This window comes from Vibrio sp. CDRSL-10 TSBA, from assembly GCA_039696685.1.
In the GTDB taxonomy this organism is placed as follows: domain Bacteria; phylum Pseudomonadota; class Gammaproteobacteria; order Enterobacterales; family Vibrionaceae; genus Vibrio.
On sequence record CP155565.1, the window covers coordinates 1018733 to 1039963 of the forward strand.

Consider the following 21231-nt stretch of genomic DNA (forward strand, 5'->3'; position numbering starts at 1 on the left):
CTAAAAACTATGAAGCAAACACCTTCGACGCCGCTTGAATTAAACGCGCTGCATCTCCCTTCCGAGCCTTCCTGGTGGCCTTTAGCCTGGGGATGGTGGGCACTCGCAGCCGGCCTGCTATGCGTCGTTGTATTTTCCCTGCTGATGGTACGCTGGAAGCGAAAACGTATCGCGCCGCAAAAAACCGCGCTACGTCTGCTCAATCCGCATCTGAGCAATACGCCCTCTTCGGCGATTGAACTGCTCAGACAAGCGGCGCTTTGTTATTTTCCGCGTGACCAGATTGCTCATCTGACGGGCAAAGAGTGGTACAACTTTCTGGACGAACAACTCGGCCGTCCGCTGTTTGTACCGAATGAAACCGTGTGGCAGCAAGCCTTATACCAAAAACAACCTGTAGCGGATGCCAAAGCGCTCGTTGCGGACTGTTACATTTGGGTTCAGGACGCTTTGCCACCGAAAAAACGGAGACCTTCGAGCGTTGGCAAACATTGAGTTCGTTTTCTGGTGGCTGTTTGTTCTGCTGCCGGTGCCGCTGCTGATCTATCGCTTCTCACCAGCGATAAAACAGCAAGCGGCGATACATCTGCCCTACCTTCCCGCGCAAACGGTAACCGCTAAACCGCGTCATTGGTGGATCAAAGCCCTTGCCGTTGCTATCTGGATTTGTCTGGTCACAGCAGCAGCCCGTCCGGTCTGGTATGGCGACCCGGTGACGACTTCACCCAAACACCGCGATCTGATGCTGGTGGTCGACCTCTCTTATTCAATGAGTCAGGAAGACATGAAATCCGGCGACCAGTTCATCGACCGTTTAAGCGCAGTCAAACAGGTTTTGTCGGACTTTATCCGTAAACGAGAAGGGGATCGCCTTGGTCTTATCTTGTTTGCGGATCACGCTTACCTGCAAACCCCGCTGACTCTGGACCGTAATACTATCTCAGAGCAGCTTAACCGCGCCGTGTTACGCCTGATCGGTACTAAAACCGCGATCGGTGAAGGCATTGGCCTTGCGACCAAAACCTTTATTGACGGCGATGCGCCGCAGCGCGTGATGATCCTGCTCAGCGACGGCAGTAACACATCCGGTGTGATGGATCCGATGGAAGCAGCCAAGATTGCCAAAAAGTATCACACCACGATTTACACCGTCGGAGTGGGTGCGGGCGAAATGATGGTTAAAGACTTCTTTATGAGCCGTAAGGTCAATACGGCGCAGGATCTGGACGAAAAGACGCTCAAAGCGATTGCCGATACCACCGGCGGACGCTATTTCCGCGCCCGTAACCAACAGGATCTGCAGACTATCTACGATACCATCAACCAGCTGGAACCAATCACCAATGCGACCCAAACCTGGCGACCGCAAACCGAATGGTTTGGCTATCCGCTCGCGCTGGCGCTGCTGCTTTCTCTGGTGGTGGTTATTGTGAGGAGAAACCATGTCTGATTTTATTTTCCTCTCGCCATGGTGGCTGACCACCCTGGTGCCATTGGCTCTGTTACTGGGCTGGCTGGCGCGCCGGGCACGTAATCAGAGTTTGATTGCGCCGCATCTGGCGGCGGCTCTCGGCTTATCGGGTGACAACAAGCAGCGCAGCGCGCTGACCGTTATCGCCTTAAGCTGGCTGGTCGCTGTGCTGGCACTGGCAGGCCCGAGTTTTGAAAAGCAGCCGCGGCCCAGCTACTCGGCCAGTAACGCACGCGTGGTGGTGATGGATATGTCGCTGTCGATGCACGCCACCGATATCAAGCCCAACCGCCTGGCACAGGCTCGCTATAAAGTGCTGGATATGCTCAAAGGATGGCAGGAAGGCAGCACCGCCTTAATCGCGTATAGCGGCGATGCTTATACTGTCAGCCCGTTAACCAGTGACAGTGCGACCATTGCGAATCTGATCCCGAGCCTGTCGCCGGAAATCATGCCCTACCCCGGAGCGAATGCCGCCAGCGGAGTCGAACGGGCGATCACCATGCTCAACAATGCCGGGCTGCGTCGTGGCGATATCATCGTCCTGGCTGATGACCTCGATAATCAGGAAAGTCAGGCGATCGAAAAATTGCTGCAGGGGACTCACTACCGGCTGATGATCCTTGGCCTTGGCACCCGTGACGGCGCACCGATTACTCTGCCTGACGGCTCGCTGCTTAAAACCGACGCCGGGCAGACCGTGGTCGCGAAAACGGATTTTAGTACGATGCAAGCGCTCGCTGCGCAACTGGACGGTATTTTTACCCCGTATCGCGCCGACGGCTCCGATGTCGAACGCCTGCTGGCGACCACGCAAAGTGAACGTCCGCTGACCGGTAAGAAAAACAGCCAGACCGTGAGTGACCATGTCAATAACGGTTACTGGCTGGTCCTGCTGCTGCTGTGCCCGGCATTACTGTTATTCCGCCGTGGCTTTATCTTTGTGCTGATACTGGCAAGCGGCCTGACCATGCCATCGCAACGAGCCGAGGCATCCCCCTGGCTCAACGCAGATCAGCAGGCTATGCAGTCCTATCAGAAAAAGGATTTCGCAGCAGCAGCCGAGCAATTCTCAGACCCACAATGGCAAGGGATCGCGCGCTATCAGGCCAAAGACTACCAAGGTGCGATTGATGCTCTGTCACAACTGGCGCAGCCTTCGCCCCAGGTACAATACAACCTCGCCAACGCTTACGCGCAGGCTGGTCAATTAGACAAAGCCAAGCAGCTCTACCAGCAGGTTTCTGCAGGCTGAACCAGACAACAGCGACGCAGAGCATAACCTGCAGGTCGTCGAGCAGGCGCTGAAGCAACAGCAACAGCAACCAAAGTCTGGCTCTGAGTCGGATAAATCACAATCGCATCAACAAAATAAGTCACCATCGAATCAACAAAACAGCGCCGATAAGTCGCAATCCGGAAACTCGGGATCAGAACGCGAATCTGATAAGCAGCCAAGCTCCGGGCAGAACTCCGACACCTCTGCGCAGCCTGATCAGACATCCGCTTCTCAGTCGCCGGCGAACAATCCTGCGTCTGACCAAGAGCAACAGAACCAGCCTGCATCTTCATCACAGAATCCGGGATCTCAAACCGATCCAAAAGAGCAGGCTAACTCTGACACCAGTCAGCAACAGGGCGGCGAGCAATCATCGGCTAATCAATCATCCTCTAAACAATCAGCCGCTGAGCAGTCAGCCGAACAGCCATCCACGGCTCAGCAGCAAGCTCAGCAGGTACAAGCGAGTCAGGAAAAAGCGGACAACTCAGATAAGCGGGCAGCGTCTGCAACTCAGGCAACCACGCAGCCCATCGATCCTGAATTACGTAAGCTGGAACAAGTCGAAAGCGCCCGCGATCCCAGCCAGCTATTACGCGCCCAACTTTATTTTCAGGCACAAGACAGAGAGCCTCCACAAACTCAAGGTAAGAAGTGGTGATCATGAAATTATTACTCAGCCGTCTTTCATTCGTCCGTCACCTAGTCACCGGGCTGACGGTGCTATTTTTTTGCGTGTTCAGCCTGAGCGCCAGTGCGGCCTTCTACGCCAGCGTCAGTAAGAATAAGGTGGTCAAAAATGAAGTCTTTCAGCTTAAAGTGGTCAGTGAAGACAGAGCGTCATCAGACGATATCGACTTCAGCCCGTTAGACAAAGATTTCTTTATGAGCCGCCCCAGCTTTGGCTCATCGATTAACATTATCAACGGTACGCGCACCAATCGCAGTGAGTGGACCGTCTCGCTGGCAGCCAATCAGATTGGCACAGTGACGATTCCGAGTTTTGAGCTGAACGGAGAGAAAACCGATCCGATTACGATTCAGGTGACCGATGATGAAACGGCGCCGGGCAGCGATGATCTGGTCGAAGTACAGAGTCAGCTATCACGCTCGACCTTGTATCCGAATGAGAGCACGCTGCTCAAAGCCCGCTTGATCATCAAAGCCGATCCGCGCCGTTTGCAGGATCCCAAGATAGCGCCGCCAAAGGTGGATGGCATGGAACTCAAAGCGGCCGGAGAACCAAACCAGTATCAGACGGTCATGGATGGGATTGAAGTCACGGTTGTCGATCAGGACTTTCGCCTTACCGCGACCAAAGCGGGCAAGTTTACCCTGTCCGAGCCGAGCCTGACCGGCACCCTGGTGTATGGCAGCAGCTTTAATGGATCAACCCGAATTATTCCGCTCAACACCACGCCGAAAACCTACACTATCACGGTTGAACCCAAGCCTGACAACTACCAGGGCAACTGGCTGCCAACCAGCCTGCTGACGCTGAAAGAGCGCTGGCTGGACAGCAATAGTCAGCCGATTGAAAGCAGCCGCTATGTCACTAAAGTCGGGGATTCTATTACCCGCGAAATCACTTTACAGGTAACGGGGCTGTCGCAGGAGCAGTTGCCGGATCTGAAACTCAACTATCCCGATTCGGTGCGCGTCTATGACGAGAAACCGGTGTTCGATACCCTCGATAACGGCGATGTCACCATGACGGTAAAGCAGGTTCTCATCCCACGCCAAAGCGGCGAAGTCACTCTGCCCGCTGTGGCGGTTAACTGGTGGGATACGGTGCGCAAGCAGCAACAGACGACGTCAGGATCAGGCCTGACCCTGACGGTAAAACCAGGTGATAACCCGGTGGTCGCCAGCGCGACTCCTGCCCCGGCGCCCGCGCAATCGTCGCCGGTTCAAACCGTCACCGTGAAAGACGCCGGTTACTGGCCGTATCTGACTGCCCTGTTTGCCTTACTGTGGGTTGTAACCTTGCTGACTCTGGTGTGGCAACTGCGCAAACGCAGTGCATCAACACCAAAAGCGCAAGCGAACAATATCTCCTCTCACTACCAACAACTGCAACAGGCGCTGCAGGGCAATGATGGCATTGCGCTCAGCCATGCGCTCAAACGCTGGCAAGCTGAGGTGGTCACAACAGATCAGGAACAAGCGCAGTTGCAACTGGCACTGAGCGAAACTCAACCAGGCACTCTACTCTGCCAATCCGGGCTCATATAGCAGCCGCGAGCTGGCGCAGTTAACTAAACGAATAGAACAGCAGCAGAGCAAACGTAAAAAACAGGTCAAAGATCCGTTAGCAACGCTGTGAACGTGATCTGACGCTTAACGATTCCCCGTCAGCTCGTCTACGCTGACGGGGAATCGATTTCGGAGCGTATCATGACCCAGTTAACCACTAAATCCTCTCTCATCCTCGGCCTGTGCCTGCTACTGGGCCTTGCCACCCTCGGCTACTATGTGCAGCAATCGGCGGTTAAGTTTAAAGAATATGAACGGGTCGTTACCGTGAAAGGCCTTTCGGAGCGCGAAGTCGCGGCGGATACCGTAATTTGGCCGATTCAGTTTACTCTGGCAGATAATGACTTACCCAGCCTGTTCACCACGCTTGATCTGCAGGCCCAACAAGTGATGCAGTTTCTGGCCCGTCAGGGCATCAGCGCCGACGCAGTATCACTCTCCTCTCCTGCGGTGATCGACAAAAAAGCGCAGCAGTACGGCGGAGATTCTCCGGTTGAGTTGCGTTATCTCGCGACGCAGTCGCTGACGGTGTACAGCCCGAATGTAGAACTGGTAAGACAGGCTATCAGCCAGATTGGCGAACTGGGTAAAGAAGACATTGTGTTTAACGCAGCCAACTACAATAGCCGGATCGAGTACCTGTTTTCCGGGCTTAACGACATCAAACCGGAAATGGTCGAAGAAGCGACGCTACAGGCTCGGCAGGTTGCCGAGAAGTTTGCCAAAGACTCGCAAAGTACTCTGGGCAAAATCAAACGCGCGACGCAGGGTCAGTTTTCCATTTCTGACCGGGATAACAACACGCCTTATATCAAGAAAGTTCGCGTTGTATCGACCATCGAGTATTTTTTGTCTGACTGAACCAGCAATCTGTTTGACTAACCGAACTATCTGTTTATCTAAACGAAGAATCTGTTTAACTAAACCAACAATCGGCCTGCTGAAATAACTATTGGTCCGCTTAAATAACTATTAGTCTGCTTAAATAACAATTGAGTGCTGCTGGTCTCACATTTTGATAGGTCAGTAGCAATCAGCACTGGCACTGAGCGTAAAACTGCCCGCATAATAGAGTCATTATTTGCCTTGGCTTACTCACTATTCAGCTGGAATAGCCGTTAATCAACGAACTCGTTATGCGAAAAAACAGCGCCCTGTCTGTGACCTTATTGTCATTGCTGCCGACTCTATTCAGTGCCGCCACCTTTGCGGAAGAGCGCTTCGCGCCGGTTGAAGCACTGAAAGCCGATCTGGTGCAGGTCGATAAATCCAAACGCCGCATGTACCTGCTCGAGCAAGGACGGGTGATTCGTGAGTTTCGGATCGCACTGGGAAAATCACCCAAAGGCCACAAAGTTCAGGAAGGCGACCAACGCACCCCGGAAGGACGTTACTATCTCGACTATGTCAGTGAACAGTCCGGCTTTTATCGTTCCATGAACATCAGTTATCCTAACCAACAGGATCTCAGACGCGCTGAGTCAATGGGTGTCAACCCCGGCGGCGCCATTAAGATTCACGGCCTCAAACAAGGATTCGACGGCCGACCGGAATACATCCAGAGTTTCGACTGGACCAATGGTTGTATCGCTCTCACCAACCGGGAAATGGATGAATTCCTCAGTTTAGTAGACAGCGGCACACCTATCGATATCGAGTGGTGATACCTCAGGCACTGCTCATCTATTACATAGTCAGCTATTGCTTGGACTGACAACACTCTACCTCTGCTGTCTGTGTGATGTTGCTGGCAAAAATTGCCAGGCTTATCATCATCATATGTTCTACAATGAATATTCATATATTTTGTAATCCACGGTATCACGTTGCTGAATCACCTAGCTGATACCGAGTCGATTGACACCTAAAGGACAGGTCTACGCAACGAATGCCAATCTCAATGCCTCCGATACATCGCATGCTTGCTAAAGTTCTGTGGTTACCCCTGATTATTCTCAGCTTGGGTTTTGTTACTGCGTCTTATCTGGATAAACAGCAGAAAGAGCAGAGCAGGCACATGATTCAGCGTGAACTGGACTTAAGACTCAGCCAGATCAGCGAAGCCGTCGCTGAACGCGTGACTCTGTATCAATATGGTATTCGGGGCATGCGCGGTGCCGTCATGACCGTCGGCTCAGATCAGTTTGATTACCAGCAAATGCTCAAGTACACACAAACGCGCGACTACGCCCTGGAATTTCCGGGCGCACGCGGGTTTGGGTTTATTCGTTATGTGGTTCCCAGCGACGCACAAGCGTTTGTCACTCAGGCAAAAGCCGAGCGCCCGGATAAAAACTTTGAAATTAAAACCCTGACGCCTCACAACGACAGTAAATTTGTCATCCAGTACATCGAGCCGGAAAATCGTAACACCGAAGCCGTTGGCCTGGATATTGGTTCAGAAGCGATGCGCCGCGCTGCCGCACTTGCCGCCGCCCAATACAATGAAGTTCGCCTGACGGCGCCGATCACCCTGGTTCAGGCCAATCAAAAAACCAAACAGGGCTTTTTGATCCTGATGCCTGTTTATGAATCAAATCAGGTTCCGGACCGAATCGAGCAACGCATGCACGCCATTCGCGGCTGGAGCTACGCCCCGATTCTGATTGATGAAGTGCTGAGTTCGATAACCGGTATGAGCAATGACCTGACCCTGACTATTTCCGACATCACTCAGAATCAGCCGCAAACCTTCTTCTCACGCGGTGACGTCACGCAACACACCGAATACAGTTCCAAACAAGTGATCTGGCTGTTTGGACGCGACTGGTCCTTATCGCTGACGGCTCATCAGGGTTTTATTAAATCTGTACCCGCGTCGGCCAATCAGCGTATCTTTCGCGAAGTGATTGGCATGACCATCCTTCTAGTGCTGATTGTGTTTAGTTTACAGCTGTTACTGACCCGAAGAGCACTCGCCAGTCAGCACAGAGAAGAACTGGCTGAAGCCACGCAAAAGGCGCTGACCGACGCCAATGCTCAACTGGAGCAAGAAGTCGTCAAACGAACTGAAGAAATTTCTCAGGTCTACGCGCTGCAACGTACCATATTAAGCAGTGCCGGCTACGCGATTATTGCCTCAGATATGGACGGTATTATCAGCGAGTTCAACCCGTCCGCGGAAAGACTGCTCGGGTATAAAGCCTCTGAGATAATAGGACGAGCCACACCGGAGAAGTTCCACGTGGCTGGAGAAATCCGTGCACGCGCGCACGAGTTATCTGCTGAGCTGGGCAGAGAGATAGCCCCCGGATTCGAAGCGTTTGTGACCAAAGCAAAAATGGGCATTGTCGATACGACTCGCTGGACCTATGTGCACAAGAACGGCCACCACATTCCGGTACGCCTGATTGTCAGCATGCTGCAGGATGAACATAATAAACCTGTCGGCTATCTCGGGATTGCGTATGATCTGACCGACATGCTCAAACGCGAGCAAGAATTGGCGGAAGCCAAAGAGCAGGCTGAGCAGGCAAACAAGGCCAAGTCTGAATTCCTCGCCAACATGAGTCATGAACTGCGTACACCAATGAACGCGATTCTGGGCTTGCTGCAGATTGCGCAGAACACCGACCTTAACAAACAGCAACGCGATTATCTCAATAAAACCCAGAATGCTGCGCAATCGCTGTTGGTGCTGCTCAACGATATTCTCGATTTTTCTAAGGTTGAAGCCGGCAAAATGCAGATTGAACAAAATCCGTTTTCGCTGACTGAGCTGTTACACGAAACCGGCATTCTGCTCTCCTCCAATAGTCAGCAAAAACATTTGGAGCTGATTTATCAAATTGATGAAGATGTCCCGGATTATCTTATCGGCGACAGCCTGCGTTTGCGTCAGATCCTGCTCAATCTGGCGGGTAATGCGATCAAATTCACCGAACATGGCGAAGTCAAAATCGCGATCAGTGTCGACTCTCTGCTCCAACAACAGTGCGTATTGCGGATGACGGTGAGTGACACCGGAATCGGTATGACATCAGAACAGCTGCAAATCATCTTTAAAGGCTTCAGCCAGGCTGAGTCTTCCATCAGCCGGCGCTACGGCGGAACCGGACTCGGCCTGTCGATTGTCAGACACCTGGTCAACCTGATGCAAGGGACTATCGAAGTAAAAAGTACACATGGAAAAGGCAGTGAGTTTACTTTCACCGTCACCTTAGGCTGTGTCGATACAAACGATCAGCCGGCGCGCAGTCCTGATTTACCGGCCAATCTTCGGGTTTCTGGTGGTAGAAGACAACAGCTCTGCTCAGGTCATCTTTGAAGACTTCCTGACCCGCTTCGGCTGTGATGTCAGTGTGGTGTCCGATGCCGAAACCGCATTACATCGTATCCAGCAACGCGATGGCACCGACCAACCGTTTGACCTGCTGCTGGTCGACTGGAAACTGCCGGGCATGGACGGATTATCACTGACTAAAACGCTGCGTAACCAAGCGCACCTGACGCACATGCCGCAAATCGTCATGGTGACAGGGTTTAGCCGCAACTTACTTGACCAACATCTGGAAGAGACCCAATCACTGCTGGATGCGCTGCTCATCAAACCGGTCACGCCGGAAGCACTCAAAAAGACCCTCTACGATGTGATATGTCGTTGCAGCCCTGAAGTGACCATCAGCCCATCCATATCAGGTAGCTCGCCTGTCCGTGCTCTGCTGGGTTTGAAATTACTGCTGGTGGAAGATAATCCGACCAACCGCCTGGTCGCAACCGAACTGCTGACTCAGCAAGGGGCGACAATTGTCGAGGCACAAAGCGGCTCAGAAGCCCTGGCGGCGCTGGCGCAACAAGAGTTCGCTCTGGTGCTGATGGACATTCAGATGCCGGAGATGGATGGTTATGAGACCACACGTCGTATTCGTCAGCTACCCCATTTTCAAAAGCTGCCCATCATTGCGATGACCGCTAATGCGATGCCGGAAGATAAGAAGGCCAGTTTAGCGGCCGGTATGAATGATCATATCGCCAAACCATTTGATCTCGATGAAGTGATCAGAAAAGTCCTCCACTATACCAATCAGAGCGACATGACTGATAACCATGAGCCGGAACAACAGCAGTCATTGCCCGAGCAGGTGCTGGACTATGCGCAGCTGCACCATATTGCTCTTGAAGAAGCGGTCGCTCGACTGGGCGATCTGCATATCTACACCCGGGTTATCGAACAATGCGCTTTGGATATCCAGGCTGCGTTACCGCAACTTCAGCAACCTCAGCACTCGGCCAAAGAAGCACGTATTCTGTATCATAGCCTCAAAAGTGCGGCTGCCAGTTGTGGTTTGACTTCGCTGGCAAGCAAACTACAGAAAGAAGAGAGCTTTTGCGCCCAGCATCCCGATAATATGATCAGTCGTAACAGCGCTTTGCTGGCCGAAATATTAGTGGCAAAATCAAAACTTGAACATCTTGCTGAGCTGCTGAACCAAGCCACACCTAAATTGACGCCAGCGACAGAAATCACTGAACTCGATACCCAACTGGACAAGTTGTTCCATTATCTGAAAACATCCAATATGGCCGCAATGGGGTTATTTGATGAAATATCAGATTCGCTTAAACTCATTGATAGCCCTTTGAGTAAAGAACTCGCCAGCCACATGCACAACCTGGCATTTTCCGACGCCGCGGTGGTTGTAGATAAACTTAAAAGAATTAAAGACTTAGCTGATGCATCGTAACCTTTTTTCTCCGGAATTGATGAAAGAGCCCAAGTTCACTGTTCTGGTCGTGGATGATCAACCGAGTAATATTCAGTTGATTTACCAGTTACTGAAAAACGACTATGACATCCTGATGGCCACCACAGGCCAGCAGGCGATTACCGTGTGCAAAGAACACCGGCCCGACCTGATCCTGATGGACGTGATGATGCCGGATATGAGTGGCTGGGAAACCTGCATAATCATCAAACGCACTCAAGAGATAGCCAATACACCGGTCATGTTCATTACGGCTCTGACCGAAGAGGATGACGAAAACGCCTGCTGGGATGCTGGCGCGGTCGATTTTCTCAAAAAGCCGATTAACGCCAATACGCTAAAGCATCGTATCAAGGCTCACCTGACTCTCAAACATCAATCCGATTTACTGCGTTCTCTGGCCTACTTAGATGGCTTAACCGGCATCAGTTCACGCCGTTACTTTGACCAGTACATTGAAGCTCAGGTCGCCCAGGCGTTTCGCAAGCAGGAGCCGCTGTCTGTGCTATTGATCGATATCGATTATTTCAAGCAGTACAACGACCGGTTTCGGCCATCTCGCCGGCGACGACTGCCTTCGTCATGTAGCGAAACTTATTCAGTCCTGCTGTCTACGTCCGGCCGATCTCGGCGCCCGCTACGGCGGCGAAGAATTTGTCATGGTACTGCCGGATACCAATCAGGAAGGGCTCGAGCATATCGCGCAGCGGCTGAAAGAAGCTCTGCAAGAGAAAGCCATCGCCCACCCTCAATCGCCAACTAAACTGCTGACGGTCAGTGCTGGCGGTGCGACTTACATGCCGGGAGCGTCATCCTGTAAAACAGAGCAACTGCTGGTTCTGGCTGATACCATGCTGTATCAGGCCAAAGGTCAGGGCCGTAACCAAACCTGCAGCGACGTGGTTGAAGCTTAGTCAACCACTCTCAGAATCGGTAACGATAACAAGCAAAATGCCCGGGTAACCGGGCATTTTTCTCTGTCTGTTTTATTAGCAATATTGCCGGCATTCACCACAATATTACCGATTTTCAGCACAACATTAACAGTTTTCAAAGCAATATTAACGGTATTCCGGGCAGTATTGCCAATTTTGCTGGCAACATTACTGCTGGAACGGATAAATCGAGCCCAGCCCCATGATTTGGGTCAGCTCATCGAGCGCCGTACGGTTTTCTGTCAGTAATTGCGGGTCAGCAAGGTCAGCTTCGGTCAGGCGGTCACGGTAATGTTTGCCCACCCAATGAGTCAGTGACTGATACAACGCATCATTCATCACTGCGCGTTGATTTGTTGCCTGTAGTTCTTGTTCGGTCAGTACAACGCGTAAACGCAGACACGCCGGACCACCACCGTTACACATACTTTCACGCAAATCAAACACCCGGATGTCACGAATTGGCCCGCCACTGGTGACCAGTTCATTGAGATACATCCAAACCCGTTGGTTATTGCGCGACTCCTGTGGCACCACAATCATCATGCTGCCATCCGGCTTGGTCAGTAACTGGCTGTTAAACAAATAAGTATTCACCGCGTCTTGTACCGACACCTTGCTGGTCGGCACTTCAATCGGAGTAAACTCAGCGCCAACCCGAGCCAGCTTACGCTCAATTTCAGCAAACGCAGCAACCTGGTGATGAAACGCTTCCTGATGGTGGAACAGCACCGGGCCGTTGCTCACCGCAATCACATCGTTATGAAAAACACCCTGGTCAATGACTGCAGGATTTTGCTGCAGGAACACGGTATTGTCATTATTGAGCTGATGCAAACGAGCCACGGCTTCACTGGCTTCACGGGTTTGGCGCGCAGGATATTTTTGTGGCTCGACCTCACCGCCAAACGCCTGACGGCCATAAACAAAAACTTCAACGCCCGCTTCACCGTAACTGGCACACAACCGATTGTGGTTGGCCGCGCCTTCATCCCCCATGATCGCCTGTTGCGGCAGAGCATCATGATGCGCAAAATGGCGGTCATCGCGGAAAATGGCCTGCAGAGCACGCCCTGTGGTGCCATCTTCAATAGAACGATGGAATTTATTGTTCAGGTTAGCCACCGTAAAGTGGACCTTGTTATCAGCGGTGTCGGCCGACGGCGACACCGTTGCGGCATTGGCGACCCACATTGACGAAGCAGAACTGACATTAGCCAGAAGGCGCGGCGCTTGTTTGGCCGCTTGCGCGATCACCTGCGCATCCGTACCACTGAATCCGAGCTGACGTAATGTGTGTACACATGGCCGTTTCCTGCGGAGGCAACACACCCTGTTTGAAGCCCATATCAGCCAGAGTTTTCATTTTCTCCAGGCCTTGCAGTGCAGCCAGTTTCGGATTGGCAACCGCGTTCTTGTTGGATGTCGACGCAACATTACCAAACGAAAGTCCGGCATAGTTATGGGTCAGCCCTACCAGACCATCAAAGTTTGCTTCATAAGCGGTCACATCTGGCTGCTGATTGGCGGCCATTTCTGACACCGGATGGGATGACACTGTATGTTGTGACATAGTCTACTGCTCCTTATCACCTGTACCTTCTCGCGGCCCGTCTTGACTAAGCGTGCCAGGTATTTATTAATCGTAGTCGGTACTGACTAATCGTATATGTGGGGTACACATCGTTTTGGATAAATTGGCTTGAACACGGCAGTCTCGCTCACCGAAAGTCCAATCACATCAAATCTGTTCACGGTCCAATCAGCCCAGACCATGATGTTTTTCCCGTGCAAACAACGGCGCAATTCTGACCACCTCTCCTGCGGTGACATTGAGCGCGTCAGCCTGCTCGGCGGTCAGTAAAATTTCGTCGCGGGTGTAGGGCTGATTGGCGACAATAGCACGATAATGCTGGTAACTCTGATTACCAATCAGCAGTGGCGTCACGCCCTCTTCTGCGTCGTCAACCACGGCGACGCGGCGCGTTTCATGGTCACGCACAATACGCAGATCTCTGGTATAAGCTTCCAGGGTCGGACCAGCATCGAAAATATCGATATACCCTTCATAACGCATGCCTTCGCTTTCCAGAATTTTTCGCGCCGGCAGCGTGTTCTCATGCACTTCAGCGATCACGGCTTTAGCCTCATCGGTGAGGAAATCGACGTAGAACGGGTGCTTTGGCATCAGTTCAGCAATAAACGCTTTCTGACCAATCCCTGTCAGGTAATCCGCCTCACTGAAATCAATCGCAAAGAAATGGCGGCCTAAACTTTCCCAGAACGGAGAGTGACCATTTTCATCCGAAACACCGCGCATTTCCGCGATCAGTTTGTCAGCAAACTTGTCTTCAAAGGTGGCCATAAACAGCATGCGCGACTTGGAAAGCAGATGGCCATTCTTACCCTGACGATAATCCGGATCGAGGAACAAGGTGCAAAGCTCACTGTTACCGGTATGGTCGTTGCTAAGGAACAGGGTCGGCATCTGAGTGTAGACATTAAGTTCTTTGGATGCGTGAACCAGGGTGCCAACCCGGAAATCATACCAGGCCTCAGTCAGACCAATCGCAACCTCGATGCCACTGATTCCGACCACCTGTTTAGTGACACTATCTTCCAGTACAAACAAATAGCCCTGATCGTGCAGCGGCGCACTGCCTTCCCAGGTCGCGATCATGCGCTCAATACGATCACTGATGCGCTGTTCATTATTAGGCAATGAAGTAAAGCCTACCCCGGTTTTGGTCGCCAGATTAAGCAGCGCCTGTTTATCATCCCTGTTGATCGGACGAATCACCATCATAGTTTTAATTCCTTGTCATGATGTTGAAAGTGAAAAGGTTACAGTGGCAAAAACCACACTGACTGGCCCTGTTGCAGGCCGGCTTCTTCACACTTTCCTTGTTCTAAAATCAGTTTGTTAGCGGCAAAATACGCAGATACTATGGTGGCGCAGAAGCCATCCGGGCCCATAAAACCAATCAGGAAGGGTTTGGCGCTCGCTAAATCACCGCTTTCACTGGCCACCGTCGCGTGTTGCTTACCGTGCCAGATGGACAGAGTGTCGCGACGTGCCGTCATAATGGCCCCGGCATCGAAGATCTCGATATATTTGTCCGCTTCAAACCCTTCATCACCGAGCAGGCGAAACTGCAGCTCTGCATCACCATGTACCTGTCCCAGCGCCTGCTGCGCCTCTTTGGCCAGCAAGGGGACATAAAGAGGATGATGCGGCATCAGTTCGGCAATAAACGTTTTATCCCGGGTGCCGTTGTAGTATTCGACCTGGTTGTAATCCATACCAAAAAATTTACGCCCGACGTTTTCCCAAAACGGAGCCCGACCCTCAGCATCTGCCACACCCGGCATCACCGCCAGCCATTGATCCGAAAATCGCATTGGAAATGCGCTCATGAACAGCAGTCGGCCCAGAGTCACCAGTGCAGCATAAGGCGTGTCACGCAAAGATGGATCCACATAAAATGAACAGAGCTGGGAATGGTCACTCAAATCATGATTCAACGTCAGAGCCTGAATCCGGCTGTGGACGTTAAGAGCGCGGGAAGAGTGAATAAGGACATCATTACGCAGCGCGTAAAAGGGCTCCTGGCAACCGGCCAGTGCATTGATAGCGCCGGTCCCCATTAAGCGACCACTGCGGGCATCTTCAAGCACGAAGAAATAAGCCTGATCGCCCGGTGCTTCCACATCCTCTGCAAAAGCGGCCAGTGAACGTTCAACCTTCTGAGTCAGATGGGAAACGTGTAGCCGGCAGGGTGCACACCATTGGGCCACTGTCCTGGGCCAGGCGTTCAATGTCGCTCAAATCGCTGAGCTGAGCGGGACGGAATAAATACATGTTATATCCTTATCTATGCAGGCAAGGCCTGCCCAATCACTCCGGATTGGTATTCATAGACCTGATGACTGATTTCCAATACTGTCAGGACCAGATTTCACTTAATTTTTTTGAGACTAGAGGTTAAATTCGAATAATTAATCATACCCAAAGCGAATTAATGAAAATTAATGCATTAAAAGTCACTATTTAAATTAAACCTATTCCACTTATTCCATAAAACTAATCTCAACCTTGACAGACATAGTAAAATTAAACCCGATTAAATATCAACAAATTAAATACACCAGAAACATAATTACAACAAAACAAACAACGATTTAACTATAACTTATTGTTTAATTTGAATTTTATTTGAGTTGATCTTTTCGTTATTCGACAAGACACTAGATGACGTTTGCGTGATTTATCACAACACGGACAAAGATAATTTATTTATAATATCTGCATAGAAATATTAATGAACATGCCAAATTTATTTTTTCTATTAATAAAAATGCGTAACAAGGGAATTTTTAGTCTGATTTTGTGTATGAAAATTACCCGAACGATGAGAAGTTTCGGATAAAAACACCAGAATTTTACTGGTGTTGGTATTAAACTGACTTTTGCGTGAACAGCATCAGGCCCCGCTATACCAATAGATACACACTTATTTGTAGAGGCTCAGCTTTGAGGTGAACTGCTGGATTGTTTCGGTATCGCCAAACAGGCAGATGCCCCAGTATTCCAGCTCTGACTCAGAAGTCTGCTGCGTCAGAGTTTGCTGCTCGGCAGAGCCCCCTTGCGCCATCGTATGAGTAAAGACTGTATAACGAATTCCCCGGTCACTGGCCTCCTGTTTCACTTTGCGAATTTTGTTGGAGTTGTCGGCTTTCAGCACAATAAACGGATAATGGGAAATGTTAGGCAAAATATTGCCATCGAGATCACGATAGTCGACATACTCGGTACCCTCACTATGCAGCAAATCCGCCAGACCGGCACTAAGATGTCCCAACACGTTTAAACTGCGGCCAAAATCCAATTTTTTGCTCAGTACAGCGACATAACGCTGTTGATTCTCATCAGGTAGGTTCACTCTTCTCTCCTTGCTAAACTTCTTACTATCTATTCATCTCAAACTTAATATCAATGTGGCGATCAGTGTACTGCACGAATACGTATCGAGATAAGTTCGCTCTTCCACACGACCGTCGTCTAGTTTACTACTTACCCCTCAGGCCTCTGTCGCAGTAACAGCTGATACGCAATACACCCACCCTGCGCAGATTAAACATATAGCATTTGATAAACAAGTGTTTAGCCCTATTCTGAACAGCACTGCCGCCCCCGGATCCGCCGCACAAAAACAGGGCACACCGAGCAGAATTTTTTGTAGTTCTGTTAACGCAGCAACACTATTGTTCACCATAAATACTATGATATTCAGAGTGACTTAACGAAGGAGTATCGTAATGAAATATCAACATATCCTGGTCGCTCTGGAATTGGAGGAAGAGAGTAAACTGTTGATTGATAAAGCAGTCTCTTTTGCCAGCTTAGTCGATGCTGATGTGTCTCTGGTTCATATTGACGGGACGAAAGGGGAAATTTACCAACAGCTGATCGACATCCGGGCTGAGCCGGAACAAAAACCTCTGGATGAACATTCAAATAAGATGCTCAAGCAATTTCAACAATACAGTGAATTCCCATTCAAACACTTTTATGTCGGTACCGGGGATCTGAGCAAAAAGCTGGAAACCCTGATTGCCAGCGATAACTATGATCTGCTGATCTGTGGTCATCACCATGATTTTGTCAGCAAAATCGTCTCCTACTCTCGCCATCTGATCAACAAATCCCCCATCGATATTCTGGTGGTGCCGATTGTTGATTAGCGTCGCTAAGCGATTTTACGCCGTGATCAGATGAATCAAGTGCCGCACAAGGTAGCCAAACGGAACCGGACTGCTTAGAATGTTGCAGACACTCTCTGCAACATTGCTCTGGTTACGCGTTATTTATGCTACAAATTTCCAATAAAGTTTCTCTAGCCGACTGGGAAATCGAACTCTCGGCCATCCGAGCCATGGGCAGCGGCGGTCAGAAACGTCAATAAAGTTTCCAGTGCCATTCATCTGCGCTTTGATATCAAACGCTCAACCTTACCCGAGATCTATAAAGAACGCTTACTGGCATTGTCTGATTCCAGGCTGACCAAAGATGGTGTGATCGTGATTAAAGCCCAGTCTTATCGGACTCAGGAACAAAACAAAGAAGACGCGCTTAATCGGCTGAAAGAGATGATTAGCGCCGCTATGGTGGTCGAAAAGACCCGTCGGGCGACCAAACCCACCAAGGGGTCGCAACGACGCCGCGTGGATAATAAAACCAAACGCGGCGCCACTAAGGTGTTAAGAAAGAAAGTCGATTACTGACCGGCTTTCCTTAAGTAGGCTTCAAACTCTTTGGCCGGCAACGGGCGACTAAAGAAGAAGCCCTGGCCATATTCACATTGCATCTGGTTGAGGTAATCAACATGGCGTTGTTCTTCAATCCCTTCAGCAACAATCTGCAGTCCTAACGCCTTGGCCATCGCAATAATTACGTTAACCAGCTCCTTATCCGAATCATTGTCGAGCATGTCTTTAATGAAGCTGCGATCGATTTTAAGACGATCAAAAGGAAAACGCTGGATGTAACTTAACGCAGAGTAACCGGTGCCGAAATCGTCAATCGTCAGTTTGACACGCCTTTCGCGTAGTTTATCCAGCATGCTCATCAGTTCATTGCTGTGGTTAAAGAACAGGCTTTCGGTCACTTCCACATCAAATTTTTCTCCCGGTAATCCGCTTGCCTGCAGGCTGTTCTCAATTTGCACCAACAATTGATCGCAATAACGGAACTGGACACTGGAGAAGTTAACCGAGATGAACAAGGGTACGATTTGCTGCCATTGCGCTGCTTGCTGTGTCGCTTGTCTTATCGCAAACTCGCCCAATTGATGAATCAGCCCGTTACGCTCCGCAATCGAGATAAACTCTTCCGGATTAACAAAGCCATATTTCTCATCATGCCAACGCATCAAGGCCTCAGCCCCAACCACACGACCACTCGCCAGATGAACAATCGGCTGGTAATAGAGTTCCAGCATCTGGTGGGAAATGGCGTTACGCAGGCGGTTTTCCAACTCGAGAAAACGCTGCAGATCATCATTCATGTTGTGATCATAAAAACAGAAACCATTGCGCCCATCCTGTTTTACCCGATACATCGCCATGTCCGCACTGGCGACGAGTTGCTCCGATGTACTTCCGTCGCGCGGGTAAATCGACATACCGATACTGGCCGAGAGGAAAAACTCCTGATTCTTCCATACAAACGGCGTCTCAAACGCTTTGAGCAGCGAGAGGGATAAACGCTGAGCAGCGTCATGATCGGTCAACTCCGGCAGAATCAGCAAAAACTCATCACCACCGATGCGGGCCAGCAAATCCGTCTTGCGTACAGCCTGCTGCAGACGTTCGACACAGAGTTTAAGAATTTCATCACCGAAAAAATGGCCCATTGAATCGTTGATCTGTTTGAAATGATCCAGGTCGATAAACATCACCAGGACTTCTTGTCCGGTTCGCTCTGCCCGGGCTAACTCAAGGTTGAGGCGCTCCAGCGCGTAACTGCGGTTGGGCAGACTGGTCAACACATCATGCTTAGCCTGATAAGCGAGTGCGGACTCCGAGGCCTTACGTTTGGCGATTTCTTTAGTCAGTTTGTGGTTCTGTTGCGACAGAATGGATTTGGTTTTGGTTTCTTGTTGCAGCTTAATGCTCAGCTCTACCTGAGCATTATTGAGAATAAAAGCGTAACACAAACCGAAAATGATCATCACACCTAAGATGACCAAGCCATAGATAAAGATTTTTGAGGTAAAAATGTCCTGCTGGTTAAGTGGTTCGAACCAAGACAACAACTTGAAGTGATAATGCTCACCCGGCACTTCAAAATAGATTTTACCGGATAAGTCTTTGCTGTTATCAGACAACAGCACCTTACCATGCACCTGCTCGATGGAATCCCACACCATCATCTTGCTGCCATCAATCGCCAGCTCCATGCGGCTGTGACTGTCTTCATGCTCCTGATAGGTCAGCTGGTTGATGACAACATCCGGGTTGATATCCGCAACCAGATAGGCCACAACACGTCCGGAAAATTTCACCTTACGGATGACCTGAATCAGCATGTTGCCATCAGCATCCCGGCTCGCCTTAAGATCCGCGAGCGGCGTATCCTCGGCCAGTAACAAGGTCAGGTCAATCGGATTAAGCGAGTCCACAGCTGTTGAGATCAAGCTCGAACCATCATAACCAAGCAGAGTCAGCTTGTTGTAGATCGGGCGATGATTGACTGTTTTATGACTGATTTTTTCGTTGAGTTTGCGTTTAACGTTGATCAGGCTGGCGCCCAGACCATATTCCATCGACATACCCGAGGCCAGGTTGGCAAAAAAGGTCTGAACGCTTTTATCCTCGGTCAGGTTAGAGACATCTTCACTGGCTATTGTGAATAAGTTTTCCAATGTGCTGGCATAACTTTTTACCTTGAGATCCAATGTCTTGTAATGGGAGTCTTTTAACTTTTCCTGACCGATATAAGCAACAGAAATCACCAAAGCCAGGTAGAGCGATACCAAGATCGCACTGACAGCCATGATTTTTTTATTGAAGGTTCTCAGAGAAGACTGTCCCATAACTGCTAGTTACCTTGTCCGGAGAAATAGTCGTGATAAAAATAGTAAATCGACGGGTAGTACTTTTCGATCAAAGCAGCATAAGTTCCGTCCTGGCGAATCTTAGCCAGATACTGGTTGAAGGCCTGACGCAATTGCGGAGAATCCTTGCGAAATGCCACCGCCATCTCTTGTTTATCGGACACAGGGCCGATCACTTTAATTTCCCCCGGCCATTTTTCCAGCGCCACCAGGGTATCAGGGATATCGAGCAGCGTGTTTTCCGCATCGTGTTTTAAAATTGCCGGCACCATTTCATTTAACTGCCGTTCGCCATCCGGCAGAATAATGTTGGCGCCGGTGTCATACAGGTTATAGAGATTCGGATCCAGACACGTATGCTCCATCGCCAGTACATTGCGGTTTTTAATCAAATGTTTGACCATGGCAATATCCTGGTCGACAGAACCACTTGGTGCGATAGGCTTCAAATCGCTGTCCGTGCGGGAGATCAGCCAAACTCCGGAAGGAAAATAGCTGTCTGAGAAATCGATGATTTGGGTACGCCAGTCAAGCATAGTGACACCGTTGGCAATCACATCACCTTCTATTACTTTCTCTTTTCCCCAAATCAGTTGTTTGTTTTTATATTCCACTTCGCGTCCGGTTAACTTCGCAAACGCGGTGCTCCATTGTGCCGGTACAAACTCATACCTGACCCCCAGCGAAGCAGCAAAACCTTTCATTATTTCAACATCCAGACCTGTCAATGACTGCAGCGTTCCCTGATCGATGTAGGAGACAAAATTGGCATACGGTACACCGATATGGCGCAGTACCCCACTTTGTTTAATCTCCTCCAGATCGTGAGCCGACACGGGCGCAGTCAGCAGGAGGAGAAGTGAACACAAGCCACGTTTAACTCTCAAGGCGAAACCCGATGCTGGCATGAAATATCCTTTATTGACCATTGATGCCGGCTAATTGCCGGCATCGTCATACACTGAAC

The 21231-nt window shown here is 50.3% G+C and carries 16 protein-coding genes and 3 pseudogenes; 12 read left to right on the plus strand and 7 right to left on the minus strand.

Translation table 11 applies throughout. The features are described from left to right. Positions 1 to 9 precede the first annotated feature (9 nt). Genes ABDK09_05045 through ABDK09_05055 form a run of 3 tightly spaced genes read left to right on the plus strand, consistent with a single transcriptional unit; the run spans position 10 to position 2726 of the window. On the plus strand, positions 10 to 495 hold the full coding sequence (locus tag ABDK09_05045; protein XAW87590.1) for a DUF4381 domain-containing protein: 486 nt from the start codon (positions 10 to 12) through the stop codon (positions 493 to 495). Next, a complete protein-coding gene (locus ABDK09_05050; GenBank protein ID XAW87591.1) occupies positions 482 to 1450 on the plus strand; it encodes a VWA domain-containing protein in 969 nt (322 codons plus the stop codon). Before ABDK09_05045 ends, ABDK09_05050 begins: the two co-directional genes overlap by 14 nt. Then, positions 1443 to 2726 carry a VWA domain-containing protein gene (locus ABDK09_05055; GenBank protein XAW87592.1) on the plus strand — a complete coding sequence of 428 codons (1284 nt, stop codon included), beginning with the start codon at positions 1443 to 1445 and terminating at the stop codon, positions 2724 to 2726. Before ABDK09_05050 ends, ABDK09_05055 begins: the two co-directional genes overlap by 8 nt. On the opposite strand, the gene ABDK09_05060 is transcribed toward ABDK09_05055, so the two are convergent. After that, a complete protein-coding gene (locus ABDK09_05060; GenBank protein XAW87593.1) occupies positions 2702 to 3043 on the minus strand; it encodes a hypothetical protein in 342 nt (113 codons plus the stop codon). The genes ABDK09_05055 and ABDK09_05060 overlap by 25 nt on opposite strands. Positions 3044 to 3413: 370 nt before the next feature. Here ABDK09_05060 and ABDK09_05065 point away from each other — a divergent pair, with 370 nt between their 5' ends. From ABDK09_05065 to ABDK09_05095, 7 genes and pseudogenes are all read left to right on the plus strand, one after another. Continuing rightward, the gene (locus ABDK09_05065; GenBank protein ID XAW87594.1) at positions 3414 to 4985 is read left to right on the plus strand and encodes a BatD family protein; all 1572 of its coding nucleotides are present in this window, start codon (positions 3414 to 3416) and stop codon (positions 4983 to 4985) included. A gap of 162 nt (positions 4986 to 5147) precedes the next feature. Continuing rightward, positions 5148 to 5867: an SIMPL domain-containing protein gene (locus ABDK09_05070; GenBank protein XAW87595.1), complete on the plus strand. Its 720-nt coding sequence runs from the start codon at positions 5148 to 5150 to the stop codon at positions 5865 to 5867. 275 nt (positions 5868 to 6142) lie between these two features. After that, a complete protein-coding gene (locus tag ABDK09_05075) occupies positions 6143 to 6670 on the plus strand; it encodes a L,D-transpeptidase family protein (GenBank protein XAW87596.1) in 528 nt (175 codons plus the stop codon). A gap of 236 nt (positions 6671 to 6906) precedes the next feature. Beyond that, positions 6907 to 9273 carry a CHASE domain-containing protein gene (locus ABDK09_05080; protein XAW87597.1) on the plus strand — a complete coding sequence of 789 codons (2367 nt, stop codon included), beginning with the start codon at positions 6907 to 6909 and terminating at the stop codon, positions 9271 to 9273. Further along, positions 9236 to 10690: a response regulator gene (locus ABDK09_05085; GenBank protein ID XAW87598.1), complete on the plus strand. Its 1455-nt coding sequence runs from the start codon at positions 9236 to 9238 to the stop codon at positions 10688 to 10690. The genes ABDK09_05080 and ABDK09_05085 overlap by 38 nt, the downstream gene beginning before the upstream one ends. Before the next feature lie 19 nt (positions 10691 to 10709). Then, a pseudogene (locus tag ABDK09_05090) lies at positions 10710 to 11198 on the plus strand (response regulator). Between the two features lie 109 nt (positions 11199 to 11307). Beyond that, positions 11308 to 11625 carry a GGDEF domain-containing protein gene (locus tag ABDK09_05095; GenBank protein ID XAW88466.1) on the plus strand — a complete coding sequence of 106 codons (318 nt, stop codon included), beginning with the start codon at positions 11308 to 11310 and terminating at the stop codon, positions 11623 to 11625. 189 nt (positions 11626 to 11814) lie between these two features. Here ABDK09_05095 and astB read toward each other — a convergent pair. The 4 genes and pseudogenes from astB to ABDK09_05115 form a co-directional block, all read right to left on the minus strand. Continuing rightward, a pseudogene (astB, locus tag ABDK09_05100) lies at positions 11815 to 13156 on the minus strand (N-succinylarginine dihydrolase). 252 nt (positions 13157 to 13408) lie between these two features. Beyond that, positions 13409 to 14452, minus strand: coding sequence for an arginine N-succinyltransferase (gene astA / locus ABDK09_05105; GenBank protein ID XAW87599.1), 1044 nt, complete (start codon positions 14450 to 14452; stop codon positions 13409 to 13411). A 38-nt stretch (positions 14453 to 14490) separates the two neighbouring features. Next, the gene (locus ABDK09_05110; GenBank protein ID XAW87600.1) at positions 14491 to 15444 is read right to left on the minus strand and encodes an arginine N-succinyltransferase; all 954 of its coding nucleotides are present in this window, start codon (positions 15442 to 15444) and stop codon (positions 14491 to 14493) included. A 716-nt stretch (positions 15445 to 16160) separates the two neighbouring features. Beyond that, a complete protein-coding gene (locus ABDK09_05115) occupies positions 16161 to 16589 on the minus strand; it encodes a DUF2000 domain-containing protein (protein ID XAW87601.1) in 429 nt (142 codons plus the stop codon). Between the two features lie 376 nt (positions 16590 to 16965). Between ABDK09_05115 and ABDK09_05120 the strand changes: the two genes are divergently transcribed. Both ABDK09_05120 and arfB read left to right on the plus strand, forming a co-directional pair. Next, the gene (locus ABDK09_05120; protein ID XAW87602.1) at positions 16966 to 17391 is read left to right on the plus strand and encodes a universal stress protein; all 426 of its coding nucleotides are present in this window, start codon (positions 16966 to 16968) and stop codon (positions 17389 to 17391) included. 125 nt (positions 17392 to 17516) lie between these two features. After that, positions 17517 to 17931, plus strand: a pseudogene (arfB, locus tag ABDK09_05125) (alternative ribosome rescue aminoacyl-tRNA hydrolase ArfB). On the opposite strand, the gene ABDK09_05130 reads toward arfB, so the two are convergent. Both ABDK09_05130 and ABDK09_05135 read right to left on the minus strand, forming a co-directional pair. After that, complete coding sequence (locus tag ABDK09_05130; protein XAW87603.1) at positions 17925 to 20243, minus strand: EAL domain-containing protein; 2319 nt, start codon at positions 20241 to 20243, stop codon at positions 17925 to 17927. The pseudogene arfB and the gene ABDK09_05130 sit on opposite strands and share 7 nt — an antisense overlap. A 5-nt stretch (positions 20244 to 20248) precedes the next feature. After that, complete coding sequence (locus ABDK09_05135; GenBank protein XAW87604.1) at positions 20249 to 21172, minus strand: transporter substrate-binding domain-containing protein; 924 nt, start codon at positions 21170 to 21172, stop codon at positions 20249 to 20251. Positions 21173 to 21231 lie beyond the last annotated feature (59 nt).

What these genes read in the sequence shown, in the direction of transcription:
- ABDK09_05045 (XAW87590.1), top strand. Translation starts at nt 10, where the DNA reads ATGAAGCAAACACCTTCGACGCCGCTTGAATTAAACGCGCTGCATCTC.
- ABDK09_05055 (XAW87592.1), top strand. Translation starts at nt 1,443, where the DNA reads ATGTCTGATTTTATTTTCCTCTCGCCATGGTGGCTGACCACCCTGGTG.
- ABDK09_05060 (XAW87593.1), bottom strand. Translation starts at nt 3,043, where the DNA reads ATGAAGATGCAGGCTGGTTCTGTTGCTCTTGGTCAGACGCAGGATTGT.
- ABDK09_05065 (XAW87594.1), top strand. Translation starts at nt 3,414, where the DNA reads ATGAAATTATTACTCAGCCGTCTTTCATTCGTCCGTCACCTAGTCACC.
- ABDK09_05070 (XAW87595.1), top strand. Translation starts at nt 5,148, where the DNA reads ATGACCCAGTTAACCACTAAATCCTCTCTCATCCTCGGCCTGTGCCTG.
- ABDK09_05075 (XAW87596.1), top strand. Translation starts at nt 6,143, where the DNA reads ATGCGAAAAAACAGCGCCCTGTCTGTGACCTTATTGTCATTGCTGCCG.
- ABDK09_05080 (XAW87597.1), top strand. Translation starts at nt 6,907, where the DNA reads ATGCCTCCGATACATCGCATGCTTGCTAAAGTTCTGTGGTTACCCCTG.
- astA (XAW87599.1), bottom strand. Translation starts at nt 14,452, where the DNA reads ATGATGGTGATTCGTCCGATCAACAGGGATGATAAACAGGCGCTGCTT.
- ABDK09_05120 (XAW87602.1), top strand. Translation starts at nt 16,966, where the DNA reads ATGAAATATCAACATATCCTGGTCGCTCTGGAATTGGAGGAAGAGAGT.
- ABDK09_05130 (XAW87603.1), bottom strand. Translation starts at nt 20,243, where the DNA reads ATGGGACAGTCTTCTCTGAGAACCTTCAATAAAAAAATCATGGCTGTC.
- ABDK09_05135 (XAW87604.1), bottom strand. Translation starts at nt 21,172, where the DNA reads ATGCCAGCATCGGGTTTCGCCTTGAGAGTTAAACGTGGCTTGTGTTCA.